The organism is Streptomyces sp. ADI95-16 (assembly GCF_003721495.1).
Taxonomy (GTDB): Bacteria; Actinomycetota; Actinomycetes; order Streptomycetales; family Streptomycetaceae; genus Streptomyces; species Streptomyces goshikiensis.
This window is the reverse complement of record NZ_CP033581.1, coordinates 5,511,633-5,529,610: the sequence shown is the minus strand read 5'-3', so window position 1 is coordinate 5,529,610 and position 17,978 is coordinate 5,511,633. Positions and strand designations below refer to the sequence as shown.

The 17,978-nt window shown below is 70.7% G+C and carries 15 protein-coding genes; all 15 read right to left on the bottom strand.

Annotated features, from left to right (window positions below):
• Window positions 1-71: 71 nt before the first annotated feature.
• On the bottom strand, window positions 72-908 hold the full coding sequence (atpB, locus tag EES41_RS24875) for a F0F1 ATP synthase subunit A (protein ID WP_164496125.1): 837 nt from the start codon (window positions 906-908) through the stop codon (window positions 72-74).
• A 210-nt stretch (window positions 909-1,118) separates the two neighbouring features.
• Window positions 1,119-1,556 (bottom strand): hypothetical protein, encoded by a 438-nt coding sequence (locus EES41_RS24870; protein WP_123080382.1) that lies wholly within the window; start codon window positions 1,554-1,556, stop codon window positions 1,119-1,121.
• A 376-nt stretch (window positions 1,557-1,932) separates the two neighbouring features.
• A complete protein-coding gene (locus EES41_RS24865; RefSeq protein ID WP_174261837.1) occupies window positions 1,933-3,279 on the bottom strand; it encodes an MraY family glycosyltransferase in 1,347 nt (448 codons plus the stop codon).
• 104 nt (window positions 3,280-3,383) lie between these two features.
• Window positions 3,384-4,628, bottom strand: a complete 1,245-nt coding sequence (gene glyA / locus EES41_RS24860) for a serine hydroxymethyltransferase (RefSeq protein WP_123080380.1) — start codon at window positions 4,626-4,628, stop codon at window positions 3,384-3,386.
• A gap of 360 nt (window positions 4,629-4,988) precedes the next feature.
• Window positions 4,989-5,624: a protein-tyrosine-phosphatase gene (locus EES41_RS24855; RefSeq protein WP_086025367.1), complete on the bottom strand. Its 636-nt coding sequence runs from the start codon at window positions 5,622-5,624 to the stop codon at window positions 4,989-4,991.
• Window positions 5,625-5,641: 17 nt separating this feature from the next.
• Window positions 5,642-6,289 carry an L-threonylcarbamoyladenylate synthase gene (locus EES41_RS24850; RefSeq protein ID WP_008738155.1) on the bottom strand — a complete coding sequence of 216 codons (648 nt, stop codon included), beginning with the start codon at window positions 6,287-6,289 and terminating at the stop codon, window positions 5,642-5,644.
• 49 nt (window positions 6,290-6,338) lie between these two features.
• The gene (gene prmC / locus EES41_RS24845; protein ID WP_008738147.1) at window positions 6,339-7,184 is read right to left on the bottom strand and encodes a peptide chain release factor N(5)-glutamine methyltransferase; all 846 of its coding nucleotides are present in this window, start codon (window positions 7,182-7,184) and stop codon (window positions 6,339-6,341) included.
• A gap of 45 nt (window positions 7,185-7,229) precedes the next feature.
• Window positions 7,230-8,309 (bottom strand): peptide chain release factor 1, encoded by a 1,080-nt coding sequence (gene prfA, locus EES41_RS24840; RefSeq protein WP_123080379.1) that lies wholly within the window; start codon window positions 8,307-8,309, stop codon window positions 7,230-7,232.
• Between the two features lie 111 nt (window positions 8,310-8,420).
• Window positions 8,421-8,636: a 50S ribosomal protein L31 gene (gene rpmE / locus EES41_RS24835; protein WP_008738144.1), complete on the bottom strand. Its 216-nt coding sequence runs from the start codon at window positions 8,634-8,636 to the stop codon at window positions 8,421-8,423.
• A gap of 181 nt (window positions 8,637-8,817) precedes the next feature.
• Window positions 8,818-9,921, bottom strand: coding sequence for an LCP family protein (locus tag EES41_RS24830; RefSeq protein WP_123080378.1), 1,104 nt, complete (start codon window positions 9,919-9,921; stop codon window positions 8,818-8,820).
• Between the two features lie 353 nt (window positions 9,922-10,274).
• Window positions 10,275-12,374 carry a transcription termination factor Rho gene (gene rho, locus EES41_RS24825; RefSeq protein ID WP_123080377.1) on the bottom strand — a complete coding sequence of 700 codons (2,100 nt, stop codon included), beginning with the start codon at window positions 12,372-12,374 and terminating at the stop codon, window positions 10,275-10,277.
• 421 nt (window positions 12,375-12,795) lie between these two features.
• Window positions 12,796-13,722: a homoserine kinase gene (gene thrB / locus EES41_RS24820; protein WP_123080376.1), complete on the bottom strand. Its 927-nt coding sequence runs from the start codon at window positions 13,720-13,722 to the stop codon at window positions 12,796-12,798.
• 350 nt (window positions 13,723-14,072) lie between these two features.
• Window positions 14,073-15,143 carry a threonine synthase gene (gene thrC / locus EES41_RS24815; RefSeq protein WP_123080375.1) on the bottom strand — a complete coding sequence of 357 codons (1,071 nt, stop codon included), beginning with the start codon at window positions 15,141-15,143 and terminating at the stop codon, window positions 14,073-14,075.
• Between the two features lie 7 nt (window positions 15,144-15,150).
• Window positions 15,151-16,452, bottom strand: coding sequence for a homoserine dehydrogenase (locus EES41_RS24810; RefSeq protein ID WP_123082681.1), 1,302 nt, complete (start codon window positions 16,450-16,452; stop codon window positions 15,151-15,153).
• A 126-nt stretch (window positions 16,453-16,578) separates the two neighbouring features.
• A complete protein-coding gene (lysA, locus tag EES41_RS24805; RefSeq protein ID WP_123080374.1) occupies window positions 16,579-17,970 on the bottom strand; it encodes a diaminopimelate decarboxylase in 1,392 nt (463 codons plus the stop codon).
• Between the last annotated feature and the right edge of the window lie 8 nt (window positions 17,971-17,978).

Sequence of the window (17,978 nt, the reverse complement as noted above, 5' to 3'; positions counted from 1 at the left end):
TCCTTCTCTTTCATGGACCGGTGGGGGTTGGCCACCGGACGATTCGGGGGGTTTGCAGGAGCGGGCTGAGCTCAGTGCTGCTCGGCGAGCGCACCCTGCAGGAAGCTGCAGGCCAGGAGGACGAAGACGTACGCCTGGACAGCCTGGATGAAGAGCTCGAACGCGGTCATCACGATGACCATGACGAACGAGACGCCCGCGTAAGCGATGCCGATCCCGTTCAGCAGGTACCAGCTGGCGATGGTGAACAGCAGCAGCAGGGTGTGACCGGCGAACATGTTCGCGAACAGTCGGACCGCGTGGGTGAAGGGCCGGACGAGGACGTTCGAGAAGAACTCGATGACCATGACCAGCGGAAGGACCGCGCCGAGCGACTTGTCGTAGCCGGAGAGGTTCTTCAGGCCGCCGACGAATCCGTGGCGCTTGAACGTGACGCTCATCCAGATCACGTAGACGATCGCGGCGAGCGCGACCGGGTACGAGAAGATCGCCGTCACCGGGAACTGGGCCACGGGGATGATCGACCAGAGGTTCAGCATCCAGACGAAGAAGAACAGCGAGACCATGAAGGGGACGTACTTCTCGCCCTCCTTCTTGCCCAGCGTCTCGTACACGATGCCGCGGCGCACGAAGTCGTAGCCGGCTTCGGCCACCATCTGCAGCTTGCCCGGGACGACCTTCGGCTTGCGGAAGGCCATCCAGAAGAAGCCGACGATGATGACCGAGCCGAGCAGGGCCAGCAGCATCGTCTTGTTGAAGTAGATGTTGCTGTCACCGTCGCCGAAGATCGGCTGGAACAGGAACGAGTGCAGGCCGGGAGCCGGGAAGCCACAACCGTCGAAGATGTGGCAATCGGTCTCGAAGGCGAGCACCGTCGTCGGGTCAGCACTCACCGCGGGCTCCTTCAGCGTGGCGCATAGGTACGGCAACCTCGTTGTGTCGGCGCGGCGCACAGCCGCTGTTCGGCACTGGACTGGTGTTACAGGTGTGGGGGCGGCGTTCAGGCATCGAGCCTCGCGATGGAACAGGCGTCAGCTCAGATGCCCGCGCCCGCAGTGCCGCAGTTGGCACCGGACGATAGCAGGATCCCGAACTCGTACTTATTCCGGCCCTACCCCTCACGACTTCGGCCCCGAGTCATCGGGCTTTTCGCCCTTCGTCGAGTCCGGTTCAACGTAGAGGATCTTGGCCTTCATGTGCGCACGCGTCTGAGCGCCGGTCCACACCAGGGTGGTCACGACGAGCGTGATGGCGAAGGTCTTCGGGTGGAACAGAGTGGTGTTCTTGAACGCGGCGAGAAAGACGAACAGCAGCAGGATCTGGGCCGCGTAGAGCATGAGCCCCATGGCCTGGAAGAGATGCGGAAGCGCCTTCGCCGTGCGCTGGAGAACGATGAATCCGATGCCCATGAACAGGATCACGACCAGCGTCGCGACGATGGCGCCCACCGCCCCCTTGCCGCCGACGACCAACGCGCTGATCACGGCGGCGAGTGCGCCGGCTACAGCTGTGGGTACGGCGGTTTGCAGGAGGGATCGGACGTCATCTGACCGCATGGCGGGTTGCTCCGCGTGGTGGTGGGGGCACGGACTCGTACGGAACTCGTACGGGACGAGCGTAAGCCCGGTCCGAGAGGGGGCCTCGGGCCAATGGACCGTCGCACTACGGTCCTTCGGCTCTGTCGCCGGGTTTAGTGAACGGTATCACAAACTATTTGATGAGAGCTTTACCTGGTCGGTGTGCTGACTGTCACACATGAGAGTGAACCCGCCCGTGTGTGCGCGACAGCGAGCCACCTTGTCTGGTATTGGGACTTTGTGTCCGGAATGAGCACGGGGGCAAGCGCGCTCGATCGGGGACGGCTGACGCGCCGGCTTGACCGCGCACATGAGCGTGGGCCCCGGCTCGCGCGCGGGGCCCACGGCGGACGCGTCAGCGGGTGGATTCGGCCTTGCGCCGGTCGGGGAAGCGAGACCGGGCACCCACCGCGGTCGCCCCGTTGACGCCGGAGACGCCCGCCACGACGGGCCGGGCCGGGGCCGGCTCGATGGCCGTGGCCTCGCGCGCGGCCGCCTCCGCGGCGGCCTCCGCTCGCCGCGCGGAGTGCCGGTAGCGCGGCGGGACCAGGAACTCGGCCCAGCGCGGGGTGCGCGGGGTGAAGCGCGGCAGGAGCAGCAGGATCAGGCCCACCGCGCTCAGGGCGGCGATGGCGAGCACGATCCACATCGAGGTGGAGTGGACCGAGTAGGCCACCGCGCCGAAGGCGATCAGGCCCGACCAGAAGTACATGATCAGCACCGCGCGGCTGTGCGAGTGGCCGAGTTCCAGCAGCCGGTGGTGCAGGTGGCCGCGGTCGGCGGCGAAGGGGGACTGGCCGTTCCAGGTGCGCCGGACGATGGCCAGGATCAGGTCCGCCATCGGGATCGCGATGATCGTCAGCGGCAGCAGCAGCGGGATGAAGACCGGCAGCATCGCGTGCGTCGCGTTGCGCTCGCCGCCCGCGAACAGGGCCATGGCGTCCGGGTCCACCTGTCCGGTGATGGAGATGGCGCCGGCGGCGAGGACCAGGCCGATGAGCATCGAGCCGGAGTCGCCCATGAAGATCCGGGCGGGGTGCATGTTGTGCGGCAGGAAGCCGAGGCACATGCCCATCAGGATCGCCGCGAAGAGCGTCGCGGGGGCCGCGGCCTCGATCCCGTAGCCGAACCAGATCCGGTACGCGTAGAGGAAGAACGCGCAGGAAGCGATGCAGACCATGCCGGCGGCGAGGCCGTCGAGGCCGTCCACGAAGTTCACCGCGTTGATGGTGATCACGACGAGGGCGACGGTGAGCAGGTTGCCCTGCCACTGGGTGAGCGCGACCGTGCCGATGAAGGGCACCGGGATCCACAGGATCGTCAGACCCTGCATGACCATCACACCGGCCGAGATCATCTGGGCGCCGAGCTTGATCAGGGCGTCGATCTCGAACTTGTCGTCGAGGACGCCGACCAGCCAGATCAGCGCCGCCCCGGAGAGCAGCGCCCGCGGTTCGTTCGACAGCTCGAAGACGCCGTTGAGGTTCTGCAGGTGGTCCGCGACCAGCAGGCCCGCGCACAGACCGCCGAACATGGCGATGCCGCCGAGCCGTGGTGTCGGCTCCCGGTGCACGTCACGGGCCCGGATCGCGGGCATCGCTCCGACCGCGATCGCGAACTTCCGCACGGGCCCGGTGAGCAGATAGGTCACCGCGACCGTGACGCAAAGCGTCAGCAGATATTCACGCACGGGCTGCCCCAGATGTATCGCCGGCCATCTCAGCCCCACACATTAGCTGCGATGTCCCCCGCATCGAGGACGCGAGGGGCCAGTATCACGGTTGCACTACGTCCCGCTTGCCCTCTTTAAACCGCGTACGGGGGAAATTCCAGTGTCAGGTCGCTGACGTCCTCCCGGGTCCGCGCCACCTCACCCTCCCCGCTCCCGCCCCGCAGGGCCGCCTCGAACAGCTCCGCGATCCGGACCATCTCCCGCTCCCCCATCCCCTGGGTGGTCACCGCCGCCGTGCCCAGCCGGATGCCGCGCTGGTCCCCGTACGGCAGGGCGCAGGTGTCCAGGACGATCCCGGCGGCCGCCAGCCGGGCGCGCGCGGTCGCCCCGTCCAGCCCGAGCGGCGCGGGGTCGGCGCTGATCAGGTGCGTGTCGGTGCCGCCCGTCGTCAGCAGGAACCCGTGCGCCTCCAGCTCGTCGGCCAGCACCTGCGCGTTGGCGACGACCCGGTGGGCGTACGTGGTGAACGCGGCGCCGGCGGCCTCGCCGAAGGCCACGGCCTTCGCTGCGATGGTGTGCATCTGGGCGCCGCCCTGTGTGAAGGGGAACACCGCCCGGTCGACGCGCTCGGCGAACTCGGCGCCGCACAGGATCATCCCCCCGCGCGGACCGCGCAGCACCTTGTGCGTGGTCGCGCAGACGATGTCCGCGTACGGGACGGGGCTGGGGGCCGCGCCACCGGCGACGAGCCCGATGGGGTGCGCGGCGTCGGCGATCAGGTACGCCCCGACCTCGTCGGCGATCTCCCGGAACACCGAGTACTCGGGGTGGCGGGGGTAACAGATCGAGCCGCACACGATCGCCTTGGGACGGTGCGTACGGGCGAGGTCCTGCACCTGCCGGTAGTCGATCAGGCCCGTCTCGGCCTCGACCCCATACCCGACGAAGTCAAACCAGCGCCCGGAGAAGTTCGCGGGCGAGCCGTGGGTGAGGTGCCCGCCGTACGGGAGGCCCATGGCGAGGACGGTGTCCCCGGGGCGGAGCAGCGCGGCGTACGCGGCCAGCACGGCGGCGGATCCGGAGTGGGGCTGCACATTGGCGTGCTCGACGCCGAACAGCGCCCTGGCGCGCTCCACGGCGGTCCGTTCGGCCAGGTCCGCGTACTCGCAGCCGCCGTGGTGGCGGGCGCCGGGATAGCCCTCGGCGTACTTGTTGGCGAGCGCGGAGCCGAGCGCGGTGAGCACGGCGGGCGAGGTGAAGTTCTCGGCGGCGATCAGCTGCAGCGTGCCGGCCTGTCTGCGGGCCTCCCCCGCGAGCACGTCGGCCATCTGCGGGTCCTGCCGGCGCAGCAGGTCCGTCGGCTGGGTGATGACGCTCATGGCGCGACTCCCGAGGGGTGAACCGGTATCGCCACCCTATTCCCCGGCCGCCGCTCACGCCCGCCGACCACGCCCGTCCGACGCCCCCCGCGCCCCACACGGCCCCGGACCCCCCTCAGGCGCCCCACGGCGCCGTGACGCCCGTCAGGGCCGTGGACACGGGGTCCAGCGCCCGGCTTCGGGTCCCTGCGGCAGCCTCCGGCCGCCGACCGCTCAGTGCGGCGCCGTGACGCCCGTCAGGGCCGTGACCACGGGGTCCAGCGCCTGGTTGGCCCCACTCCAACGGAACCCTCGCACCGCTCGGCCCCGGGGGGCCTCCCCGGCTTCGGGTCCCTGCGGCAGCCTCCGGCCGCCGACCGCTCAGTGCGGCGCCGTGACGCCCGTCAGGGCCGTGACCACGGGGTCCAGCGCCTGGTTGATCTCGTCGCCGATCGAGCGGAAGAAGGTGATCGGCGCGCCGTACGGGTCGTAGACCTCGTCGGCGTCGGGGGACGGCGCCAGCAGCCACCCGCGCAGCGCGGCGGCGGCCCGGACCAGGGCCCGCGCCCGCTCCGCCATGCCGTCGTCCAGCGGCGGCAGCGTGGCCGGGTCTATCGCCCGTACCAGCCGGGTGAACTCCTTGAGCGTGAAGGTCCGCAGCCCCGCCGAGTGGCCCATCGAGATGACCTGCGCCCGGTGGTCACGGGTCGCCGTGAGGACCAGGTCCGCACGTATGACGTGCTCGTCCAGCAGCTCCCGGCCGGTGAACCCCGTCGCGTCCGCGCCGAAGTCCGCGAGCACGGCCGCCGCGTTCGCCTCCATGGGCGCACCCTCGTGGCCCCACGTGCCGGCGCTCTCGACGATGAGGTCCCCGGTCACGAGACCGCCCAGCCGGTGCGTGAGCGCATGCCGCGTCAGCCGCTCGGTGATGGGCGAGCGGCACACGTTGCCGGTGCTGACGTGGAGGATGCGAAAGGTCGCTCCCCCGGCCGGGGCCAGGGAATGCCCGCTTGCTATGCCACGCCCCTCAGGGCTCACGGGGCCACCTCTAGATCGGGTACGACCTCCCGCAGCTGCTCGGCGGTCAGCGCCCCCTCCCGCAGCAGGACGGGAACCTTCCCGGTGACGTCGACGATCGAAGACGGCTGGATCCCCGGGGTCGGGCCCCCGTCCAGGTACACGGACACCGAGTCGCCCAGCATCTCGCGCGCCGCGTCGCAGTCCTCCGGCGCCGGGTGCCCGGACAGGTTCGCCGAGGACACCGCCATCGGCCCGACCTCGGTCAGCAGCTCGATCGCGACGGGGTGCAGCGGCATCCGTACGGCCACGGTCCCGCGGGTCTCGCCCAGGTCCCACGCCAGCGACGGCTGGTGCTTGGCGACGAGCGTCAGCGCACCCGGCCAGAACGCGTCGACGAGCTCCCACGCCTGCTCGGAGAAGTCCGTGACCAGCCCGTGCAGGGTGTTCGGGGAGCCGATGAGGACGGGGGTGGGCATGTTGCGGCCCCGCCCCTTGGCGGCGAGCAGGTCACCGACCGCCTCCGCGCTGAAGGCGTCCGCGCCGATCCCGTACAGGGTGTCGGTGGGCAGCACGACGAGCTCGCCGCGGCGCACGGCGGACGCCGCTTCGCGCAGACCCGTCTTGCGGTCCGTCGCGTCGTTGCAGTCGTATCGCCGGGCCATCAGCGGGGCTCCTCGTGCGGCAGGGGGGTGGCGGAAAGGGTCGCGTCCGTCACGGCAGGGCCTTGCGGGCGGTGGCGAAGCGCGGGCGGTTGTTGAGGTCCGGGTGGTCGGCCGCGTCGGCCCAGCCCCGCTCCTCGGCGAAGATCCACGGCACCTGGCCGCCCTGGGTGTCGGCGTGCTCGATCACGACGATGCCGCCGGGCCGCAGCAGCCGGTGCGCGGTGCGCTCGATGCCGCGGATGGTGTCGAGGCCGTCCTCGCCGGAGAAGAGCGCCATCTCGGGGTCGTGGTCCCGGGCCTCGGGGGCGACGTACTCCCACTCGGTGAGCGGGATGTACGGCGGGTTGGAGATGACGAGGTCGACCTGGCCGTCCAGCTCGGGCAGCGCGCTGAGCGCGTCGCCCTGGTGGACGGTGACCCGGGAGCCCTCGGCGTTCTTGCGGGTCCACCGCAGCGCGTCCTCGGACAGCTCGACGGCGTGCACGCGCGAGCGCGGCACCTCCTGCGCCATGGCCAGCGCGATCGCGCCGGAGCCGCTGCACAGGTCCACGATCATCGGCTCGACGACGTCCATCGCGCGGACGGCGTGTATGGCCCAGTCCACGACGGACTCGGTCTCGGGCCGGGGCACGAACACCCCGGGCCCGACCTGGAGCTCCAGGTACCGGAAGAAGGCGCGGCCGGTGATGTGCTGGAGCGGCTCGCGCGCCTCGCGGCGGGCGACGGCCTCCCAGTAGCGGGCGTCGAAGTCCGTGTCCTTGACGTGGTGCAGTTCCCCCCGTTTGACGCCGTGCACGAAGGCGGCGAGCTCCTCCGCGTCGAAGCGCGGTGAGGGCACGCCGGCGGCGGCCAGCCGCTGGGTGGCTTGGGCCACCTCGGCAAGCAGCAAGTTCACGCTGGTCCTCCGGGCTGCTGTCGTACGGGGGGGGTGGAGCGGGTGTCAGTGCGCGGCCGCGAGCTTCGCGGCGGAGTCGGTGTCGACGCAGGCCTGGATGATCGAGTCGAGGTCCCCGTCGAGCACCTGGTCCAAGTTGTACGCCTTGAAGCCGGTCCGGTGGTCCGAGATCCGGTTTTCCGGGTAGTTGTACGTACGGATCTTCTCGGAGCGGTCCACGCTGCGCACCTGGCTGCGGCGCACGTCGGAGGCCTCCTGCTCGGCGGCTTCCTGGGCGGCGGCCAGCAGCCGGGAGCGCAGGATGCGCATGGCCTGCTCCTTGTTCTGGAGCTGGCTCTTCTCGTTCTGGCAGGAGGCGACCACACCGGTCGGGATGTGCGTGATGCGCACGGCCGAGTCGGTGGTGTTGACGGACTGGCCGCCGGGGCCGGAGGAGCGGTACACGTCGATGCGGAGGTCGTTCATGTTGACCTCGACCTCGACCTCCTCGGCCTCCGGGGTGACGAGCACGCCGGCGGCGGAGGTGTGGATGCGGCCCTGGGACTCGGTGGCCGGAACGCGCTGGACGCGGTGCACGCCGCCCTCGTACTTCAGGCGGGCCCACACGCCCTGGCCGGGCTCGGTCGCGCCGTTGCCGCCCTTGGTGCGGACGGAGACCTGGACGTCCTTGTAGCCGCCGAGCTCGGACTCGGTGGCGTCGATGATCTCGGTCTTCCAGCCCACGCGCTCGGCGTAGCGCAGGTACATGCGCAGCAGGTCGCCCGCGAACAGGGCGGACTCGTCGCCGCCCGCGCCGGCCTTGACCTCCAGGAGCACGTCCTTGTCGTCGCTGGGGTCGCGCGGAACGAGCAGCAGGCGGAGCTTCTCGGTGAGCTCCTCGCGCTGCGCGCTCAGTTCCTTGACCTCGGCCGCGAAGTCGGGGTCGTCGGCCGCGAACTCCTTGGCCGTCTCGATGTCCTCGGCGGACTGCTTCCATGCGCGGAAGGTCGCGACGATCGGGGTCAGCTCCGCGTAGCGCTTGTTGAGCTTGCGCGCGTTGGCCTGATCCGAGTGGACCGAAGGGTCGGCGAGCTTCTTCTCAAGATCGGCGTGCTCGCCGATCAGTTCCTCGACCGCCTCGAACATCGGGGGCTCCTGGGGTGAAAAGTACGAAAAAGGGCTGCGGGACGACAAAGGCGCCGGTCCGGCTGCCCCCGTGTGGACAGGGAACAACCGGGATCCGGCGCCGGAAGCGCGCTACTTCTGCGCAGCCTTGCCGAAGCGGGCCTCGAAGCGGGCGACACGGCCACCGGTGTCGAGGATCTTCTGCTTGCCCGTGTAGAACGGGTGGCACTCGGAGCAGACCTCGGCACGGATGGTGCCCTCGGTCAGGGTGCTACGAGTGGTGAACGACGCGCCGCAGGTGCAGCTGACCTGGGTCTCGACGTACTCGGGGTGAACTTCGCGCTTCAAGGTGTCTCCTAGATTCGGGAGGGCGCCGGGTCGCAGGAGCCGAATTGCGCACTGCGTGAACCGGGGCCGACAGACCAGTCTGCCAGGACCGGGCCGCCTGTCAAAATTCTGAGGACGCCTCCCTCAACGGGACGGGGACGGCATCTATTCCACCCCGCCCCCGGGCGCCCCTGACCTGCGGCTACTGGACGATCGAGCCGGCCGTGCCCTTGTCGCCGGCGGAGTTCTCGGTGGCCTCGGCGGGGATCGGCTTGTCGGCCAGCAGCGAGTCCCAGACCAGCTTGGACTCCTTGGTGAGCGGGACCACGCGGTTGAGGTCGCGCGGGTCGCCGGCCACCGGGAGGGTGATCATCTGCATGTCCCCGGCGTCGATGCCCTGGAGGCTCTGGGCGAAGCCCATGAGGGACTTCACGTCCCCGAGGGACTTGTCGGTCGTGATCGCCTTGGTGGCGGTGTCGGCGACGTCGAGCAGCCGCTTGGGGTTGTCGAACACCCCGATGCCCTTGACCTGCTTGATCAGGGCCTTGATGAAGGCCTGCTGGAGCTGTATTCGGCCCAGGTCGCTGCCGTCGCCGACGCTCTTGCGGGTCCGGACGAGGCCGAGGGCCTGCTCCCCGTTCAGCTTGTTGGTGCCCGCCGCCAGGTTGAGGTGGCTGGCGCCGTCCTTGATCGGCTTGGTGGTGGTGACCTCGACGCCGCCGAGCTTGTCGATGATCTTCTTGAAGCCGGTGAAGTCGACCTCGATGTAGTGGTCCATGCGGATCCCCGACATCTTCTCGACGGTCTTGACCGCGCAGGCGGCCCCGCCGACGGTGAACGACTCGTTGAACATCGCCCGTGAGCTGCCGGGGTCGGTCTTGCCCTCGGAGGTGGCGCAGGAGGGCCGGTTGATCATCGTGTCGCGCGGTATGGACACCACGCTGGCCTTCTCGTGGCCCTCGTACAGGTGGATGATCATCGCGGTGTCGGAGCGGGCGGAGCCGCCGTCGTCCCGGCCGTACTCGGAGTTCGCGCCGCCGCGGGAGTCCGAGCCGAGGACGAGGATGTCCATCGAGCCGTTGTCCACGTTCCGCGGGCGGTCGCTGCCGAGCGCCGCGTCGATGTCGACGGTCTTCAGGTTGCCGTTGAACTTGACGTAGTAGTACCCGAGCCCGGCGCCGCCGAGCAGGACCACGCCCGCGGCGCTCCACGCGGCGACGCCGAGTGCCCTGCGGCGCGCGGGCGGTTTGCGCAGGCGCCGTGCGGCGGCGCGGCCGCCCCCCTGGCCGGTGCTGTCCTGGCTCATGCTCTCCTCGGTCCTGATCCGGATCCCCGGCCGCTAAGGCCTTCCTTCCCCCGCTGTTCCGCAGACACAGACGGCTTCTGGGACCCCGGGGTTCCACCGCGGCCCGGGGCCGGGGCCCCGCGGGCCCGGGCCGGACGGCCGGGGTACGGGGCCGGGGCCCGTACGGGGCGCCGCCCACCTGCGGCTTCGCGGGGCGGCGCGAGAAGACGTACGAGGATCCGCGCGGGCCCGGAATGTGGCGAAGCTCGCACGCCGGACACGGAGGCACCCACAACGCGGGACCGCCCCCACCGCGGTTGCGGTGGGGGCGGTCCGGTGGTGCGGCGCCGGCGACGCGGCGGACTCGGCGACGGTCAGTCGTCGTTCTTGCCCGCCGGGGTCGTCTTCGCGATCTGCATCAGGAACTCGGCGTTCGACTTCGTCTGCTTCATCTTGTCGAGCAGCAGCTCGATCGCCTGCTGCGAGTCGAGCGCGTGCAGCACCCGGCGCAGCTTCCAGACGATGGCGAGCTCCTCCGCGTTGAGGAGGATCTCCTCCTTGCGGGTGCCCGACGGGTCGACGTCGACGGCCGGGAAGATGCGCTTGTCGGCGAGCTTCCGGTCGAGCTTGAGCTCCATGTTGCCGGTGCCCTTGAACTCCTCGAAGATCACCTCGTCCATGCGCGAGCCGGTGTCGACGAGCGCGGTGGCCAGGATGGTCAGCGAGCCGCCGTCCTCGATGTTGCGCGCGGCACCGAAGAAGCGCTTCGGCGGGTACAGCGCGGTCGAGTCGACACCACCGGACAGGATGCGGCCGGAGGCGGGCGCCGCGAGGTTGTACGCGCGGCCCAGACGGGTGATGGAGTCCAGCAGGACGACCACGTCGTGACCCAGCTCGACGAGACGCTTGGCGCGCTCGATGGCCAGCTCGGCGACGGTGGTGTGGTCCTCGGCCGGGCGGTCGAAGGTCGAGGAGATGACCTCGCCCTTGACCGACCGCTGCATGTCGGTGACCTCTTCCGGACGCTCGTCGACCAGGACGACCATCAGGTGGCACTCGGGGTTGTTCGTGGTGATCGCGTTGGCGATCGCCTGCATGATCATGGTCTTGCCGGTCTTCGGCGGGGCCACGATCAGGCCTCGCTGGCCCTTGCCGATCGGCGACACGAGGTCGATGATGCGGGTCGTCAGCACGCCCGGGTCGGTCTCCAGACGGAGCCGGTCCTGGGGGTACAGCGGGGTCAGCTTCTGGAACTCCGGGCGGCCGCGGCCGGATTCGGGCGCCATGCCGTTCACCGAGTCCAGGCGCACCAGGGCGTTGAACTTCTCGCGGCGCTCGCCGTCCTTGGGCTGGCGCACGGCACCGGTGGTGTGGTCACCCTTGCGCAGACCGGCCTTGCGGACCTGGGCGAGGGAGACGTACACGTCGTTGGGGCCGGGCAGGTAGCCCGAGGTCCGGATGAACGCGTAGTTGTCGAGGATGTCGAGGATGCCCGCGACGGGGATCAGCACGTCGTCGTCGGCGACCTGCGGCTCGTTCGGGGCGAACTCGTCGCGCCCGCGACGGCCTCGGCGGTCGCGGTAGCGGCCGCGACGGCCGCGACGGCCGTCCTCGTCGAAGTCGTCCTGCGGGCCGTTGTCCTGGGGACCCTGCCGGTCCTGACGGCTCTGCTGGCCCTGACGGCCGCCCTGCTGCTGGCGGTCGGCGCGGTCGGCGCGGTCCTGACGACCGCCCTGACCCTGACCCTGGCCCTGGCCGGCCTGGCCCTGGCCCTGGCCGCCCTGACCCTGGCCGCCCTGGTCGTCGGCCTTGGCACCGCGCTCGCGGCGGCTCTGACGGTCGCCCCGCTCGCCACGCTCGCCGCGCTCGCCGCGGCCCTGGCGGTCACGGCGGCCGCGGCCCTCGCCGGCCTCCTGGCCCTGCGGGGCGGAGACGGCGGTGGCGGCCTCGGCCTTGGTCTCGACCGGCGCGGCGGCGGCCGGCACGGTCTCGGTCTTCTGCTCGACCTGCACGGCGGCGGGGGCCGAGGACTCCGGGCTGCCGGAGGGGGCCGTGGCCCGACGGCGGCGGCGCTCGCCGGCCGGAGCGTCGTCGCTGGCCGGCTGGCCGGGGATCTCGATCTGCGCCTGCGCGGCGGGCTTCGAGGCGGGCGCCTGCTCGGCGGCCTCACCCGTTCGGGCCTTGCTGGTGGCGCGGCGCTTCGGCTTGGCCTCGGCGGTGTCCGCGGTGGAGGCGGCCTTGGGGGCACTGCCGCCACCCGCCTGCGTCTCCTTGATGACCTCGATCAGCTGGCTCTTGCGCATCCGCGCGGTGCCCCTGATTCCGAGGCCCGACGCGACCTGCTGCAGCTCGGCCAGGACCATGCCCTCAAGGCCGGTGCCGGAGCGGCGGCGCTTGGGTGCGGCGCCCGCGGCGGGGGCACTGGTGTCGACGTTGGTGTCGGCAGCGCCCATCAGATCGGTGGTGTCGCTCACGAAGGGTCCTTCCCTGGAGCGGACGTCGGCCTGTCTGGCTCGGCGACCGGTTGTGCTGTCCGACAACGGCCCTAGGTGTGGACCGTGCCGGGGCGGTGGTCCGCCGGTAGAAATACGGCGGAAAGAAACGTGCGTGGGTGGTTCCGGCGAGAAGCCCCCGAGCTGAAAGCGTGGGAATGTCACGCCGATTCCGGAGCGTGCCCGAAACTGCTGGCAGCGATCAAAGCAGTCGGGGAGGCTCCCGGAAGAAAGGTGGTCCCGGATGGGGACACTGAGCACCGAGCCATGGCGGCTTCGGATGCGCACTTGAGATTAACACTACCGGATCCAAAAGATATTCCCCCTCTCAATCACCGGCAATCGCGCCTTCCGGGCGGGCGGCCTGCCCTGACCGCCCGCTTTCACGGCGCACCCTGACGGCCTAGCCGCCCTGGGTGCCCAGCGGAAGGACACTCGCGCCCGCGGCGTCGAGGGCCAGCCTGTTGGCCGCCCACCCCTCGCCCGCGAGCCGCGCGACCTTGTCGGCCGCACCGTTGTCGGCCAGCGCGAGGACCGTGGGGCCCGCGCCGGAGATGACCGCGGGGATGCCGTCCGCCCGCAGCCGGTTGACGAGTGCCACGCTCTCGGGCATCGCCGGGGACCGGTACTCCTGGTGGAGCCGGTCTTCGGTCGCGGGGAGCAGCAGTTCGGGACGCCTGGTCAGGGCTTCGACGAGCAGGGCCGCGCGACCCGCGTTGACGGCCGCGTCCACGTGCGGGACGTTGCGCGGCAGCAGGCCGCGCGCGGTCTCGGTGAGGACGGGCTTGGAGGGGACGAAGACCACCGGAACGATGGAATCCGAGGGCTCCATCCTGATGGCCTTGGCGCTGCCGCCGTCCATCCACGCCAGGGTGAATCCGCCGAGCAGACAGGCCGCGACGTTGTCGGGGTGGCCCTCGATCTCGGAGGCGAGTTCCAGCAGCGCCGCGTCGTCGAGCCTGGCCTCGCCGCCTATGGTCACGGCGCGGGCGGCGACGATTCCGGCGCAGATGGCGGCGGAGGAGGAGCCGAGGCCGCGGCCGTGCGGGATGCGGTTGGCGCAGACGACCTCAAGGCCGCGCGGCTGACCGCCCAGCAGGTCGAAGGCGGTGCGCATGGAACGTACGAGGAGGTGGCTCTCGTCGCGCGGCAGGGTGTCGGCGCCCTCGCCCGCGATGTCGATGTTCAGGCCGGAGTCGGCCACCCGGACGACCACGTCGTCGTAGAGCCCCAGGGCCAGACCGAGGGCGTCGAAGCCGGGGCCGAGGTTGGCACTGCTGGCGGGGACGCGCACCCGTACGGCGGCGGCGCGGAACGCGGGACCTGCCATCGGTTGATGACACTCCTTGTGACTGTGCGAGATCGGGTGACGGGCGGGATCTTCGCTGCGAATGTACTGGAGAACGTACGACACCCGAAGGCCCTTGGGGCAGCACCGCGGTCATATGCGCGGTGGCGGATGTAAGTACAGCCTATCGAAGGAAGGTTCTCTCGCGACATAGGGCGCACGGGAGGCGCACGATGCGTGTCGGCCCCTCCGCCTGGATCCGGCCGTTCCGTCTTCACTTCTGGTGGACTTCTGATGGACTTCTGATGCCATATGGGGCGAGTTGCCGGATTCCGGCGGGCGTGCGGAAGCAATCTCCGCGCCTGCCGGAACCCGGCAACGGGGTTACCGCGTCAGACCAGGCCGAGACGGATCGCGGCGGCCTCGGCGTCGACCGGGACGGTGATCGGCTGCGGGGCGCCGGCGACGGCCCAGTCGGGGTCCTTCAGGCCGTTGCCCGTGACCGTGCACACGATCTTCTGGCCCGGGTCGACCAGGCCGAGCTCGGCGGCCTTGAGCAGACCGGCGACCGAAGCGGCCGAGGCGGGCTCGACGAAGACACCCTCCTGGGCGGCCAACAGCCGGTAGGCCGCCAGGATCTGGCGGTCCGTCACCTCGTCGATGAAGCCGCCCGACTCGTCCCGCGCGGCCAGCGCGTAGTTCCAGGAAGCCGGGTTGCCGATCCGGATCGCCGTGGCGATGGTGTGCGGCTCCTTGACGACCTCGCCGCGCACGATGGGCGCGGACCCGGAAGCCTGGAAGCCCCACACGCGGGGCGTACGGGAGGCCAGGCCGTCGGCCTTGTACTCCTTGAAGCCCTTCCAGTACGCGGTGATGTTGCCGGCGTTGCCGACGGGCAGCACATGGATGTCGGGGGCGTCGCCGAGCGCGTCGACGATCTCGAACGCGGCCGTCTTCTGGCCCTCGATGCGCACCGGGTTCACGGAATTGACCAGCGCGACCGGGTAGTTGTCGGACAGCGCGCGGGCCAGGTCGAGGCAGTCGTCGAAGTTGCCGTCCACCTGAAGGATCTTGGCGCCGTGCACCAGGGCCTGGCCCATCTTGCCCAGCGCGATCTTGCCGCGCGGCACGAGCACCGCACAGACCATCCCGGCGCGCACCGCGTAAGCGGCGGCCGAGGCGGAGGTGTTGCCGGTGGAGGCGCAGATGACGGCCTTGGCGCCCTCCTCCTTGGCCCGGGTGATCGCCATGGTCATGCCGCGGTCCTTGAAGGACCCGGTGGGGTTCGCGCCCTCGACCTTGAGGTGCACCTCGCAGCCGGTGCGCTCGGAGAGCACCTGCGCCGGGACGAGGGGAGTACCGCCCTCACGGAGCGTGACCACCGGGGTCGTGTCCGTCACCGGCAGGCGGTCCCGGTACTCCTCGATGATGCCGCGCCACTGGTGGGTGCGATTGCTGCTCATGGGTCCTTTACTCCCCTTCAACGCGCATGATGCTGGCCACACCGCGGACGGTGTCCAGCTTCCGCAGCGCCTCGACGGTCCCGGAGAGGGCGGCGTCGGGGGCGCGGTGGGTGACGACGACGAGGGAGGCCTCATTGCCGACCCCGTCCGGACGTCCTTGCTGGCGGACAGTGTCGATCGACACGCCGTGCTCCGCGAACGTCGTCGCCACCTGGGCGAGGACGCCCGGCTTGTCGGCCACGTCGAGGCTGATGTGGTACCGGGTGACGACGTCGCCCATCGGGCTGACCGGCAGCTGGGTGTACGCCGACTCGCCGGGCCCCGTTGCCTCGGCGAGCTTGTTGCGGCAGACGGCGACGAGGTCGCCGAGGACCGCGGACGCGGTCGGCGAACCGCCCGCGCCCGGGCCGTAGAACATGAGCCGCCCGGCGGCCTCCGCCTCGACGAAGACGGCGTTGTACGCCTCGCGGACGGAGGCGAGCGGGTGGCTGAGCGGGATCATCGCCGGGTGCACGCGGGCGGTGACGGACGCGCCGTCGGCGGCACGCTCCAGGATGGCCAGGAGCTTGATGGTGCAGCCCATCCGCTTGGCGGAGGCGAAGTCGGCGGCGCTGACCTCGGTCATGCCCTCGCGGTAGACGTCGTCGAGGCGGACCCGGGTGTGGAAGGCGATGCCGGCCAGGATCGCGGCCTTGGCGGCGGCGTCGTAGCCCTCGACGTCGGCGGTGGGGTCGGCCTCGGCGTACCCGAGGGCGGTGGCCTCGTCGAGCGCCTCCTGATATCCGGCGCCCGTCGAGTCCATCTTGTCGAGGATGAAGTTCGTCGTGCCGTTGACGATGCCCATCACCCGGTTGATCTTGTCGCCCGCGAGGGACTCGCGCAGCGGACGGACCAGCGGGATGGCGCCGGCGACGGCGGCCTCGTAATAGAGGTCCAGGCCGTGCTGTTCGGCGGCGGCGTGCAGTGCGGCGCCGTCCTGGGCGAGCAGCGCCTTGTTGGCCGAGACGACGGAGATGCCGTGCTCGAAGGCGGTGGTGATCAGGCCGCGGGCCGGCTCGATGCCGCCGATGACCTCGATGGCGACGTCGATGTCACCCCGTTTGAGGAGGGCGGTCGCATCGGTGGTGATCAGCGCGGGATCGATGCCCTCGCGCACCTTCGAGGGGCGGCGCACGGCCACGCCGGCGAGCTCGACGGGCGCGCCGATCCTCTGCGTGAGGTCGTCGGCGTGCGTCGTCATGATGCGCGCCACCTCTGAGCCGACCACTCCACAGCCCAGCAGCGCCACCTTCAGCGGACGCGTACGCATCATTCGACCTACGCCTTTCGATCTTCCATCGCTCCCCATGCGCGTTTTGCGCACCGGGTGTCACCCAGTCTCACTCAATGGACAGCAGTTTCCATCCTCGGTCCATTGAGTGAGACACCTATTTCATCATCCGAGGTCGAGGCGCAGGAGATCTTCCTCCGTCTCGCGCCGGACGATCACGCGCCCCTGTCCGTCGCGCACCGCGACGACGGGCGGGCGCAGCGCGTGGTTGTAGTTGCTGGCCATCGACCGGCAGTACGCCCCGGTGGCCGGCACCGCGAGGAGGTCACCGGGCGCGAGGTCCGCCGGCAGGAACGCGTCCTTGACGACGATGTCGCCGCTCTCGCAGTGCTTGCCGACGACGCGGACGAGCATGGGCTCGGCATCGGAGGTACGGGAGACCAGGGTGACCGCGTACTCGGCGTCGTAGAGGGCCGTACGGATGTTGTCGGACATGCCGCCGTCGACGGATACGTACGTCCGCAGCCCTTCGAGGGGCTTGATGGTCCCGACCTCGTACAGCGTGAAGGCGGTGGGGCCCACGATCGCGCGCCCCGGCTCGACGGAGATCCGCGGCGCGCGCAGGCCCGCCGCCTCGCACTCGCGGGCGACGATCTCGTGCAGCGCCTTGGCGATCTCGTGCGGCTCGCGCGGGTCGTCGGCGGAGGTGTAGGCGATGCCGAGCCCGCCGCCGAGGTCGATCTCGGGGAGCTCGACGCCGTGCTCGTCGCGCACGGCGGCCAGCAGCCGCACGACGCGCTTGGCGGACACCTCGAAGCCGGCCATGTCGAAGATCTGGGAGCCGATGTGGGAGTGGACGCCGAGCAGCTCCAGGCTGTCGTGCCCGAGGGCGCGCCGGACCGCCTCGGCGGCGGAGCCGTCGGCGACGGCGATGCCGAACTTCTGGTCCTCGTGCGCGGTGGCGATGAACTCGTGCGTGTGCGCTTCGACGCCGACCGTCACCCGGATCTGCACGGGCTGGCGCAGACCGCGCTCCCGGGCGATGTGCGCGACGCGGGCGATCTCCTGGAAGGAGTCGAGCACGATGCGCCCGACGCCCGCCTCGACGGCGCGGGTGACCTCGGCGACGGACTTGTTGTTCCCGTGGAAGGCGATCCGCGCGGCGGGCATCCCGGCGGCGAGCGCGGTGGTCAGCTCCCCGCCGGAGCACACGTCGAGGTTCAGCCCCTCATCCTTCAGCCACTTCACGACGGCCTTGGAGAGGAACGCCTTGCCGGCGTAGAACACGTCGGCGTCCGGCCCGAAGGCGTGCGCCCAGGCACGGCAGCGGGCCCGGAAGTCCTCCTCGTCGAGGAAGAAGGCCGGGGTGCCGAACTCCCGCGCGAGCTCGGTGACCGGCACGCCGCCCACGCTCACCACGCCGTCCTCGCCGCGGCCGACGGTCCGCGACCAGACCTTCTCGTCGAGCGCGTTGAGGTCGGCGGGCGGCGGGGAGTAGTGCCCCTCGGGCAGGACATCGGCGTGGCGGGGCCCGGCGGGGTGCGCGGAACGGCTCATCGGAATCT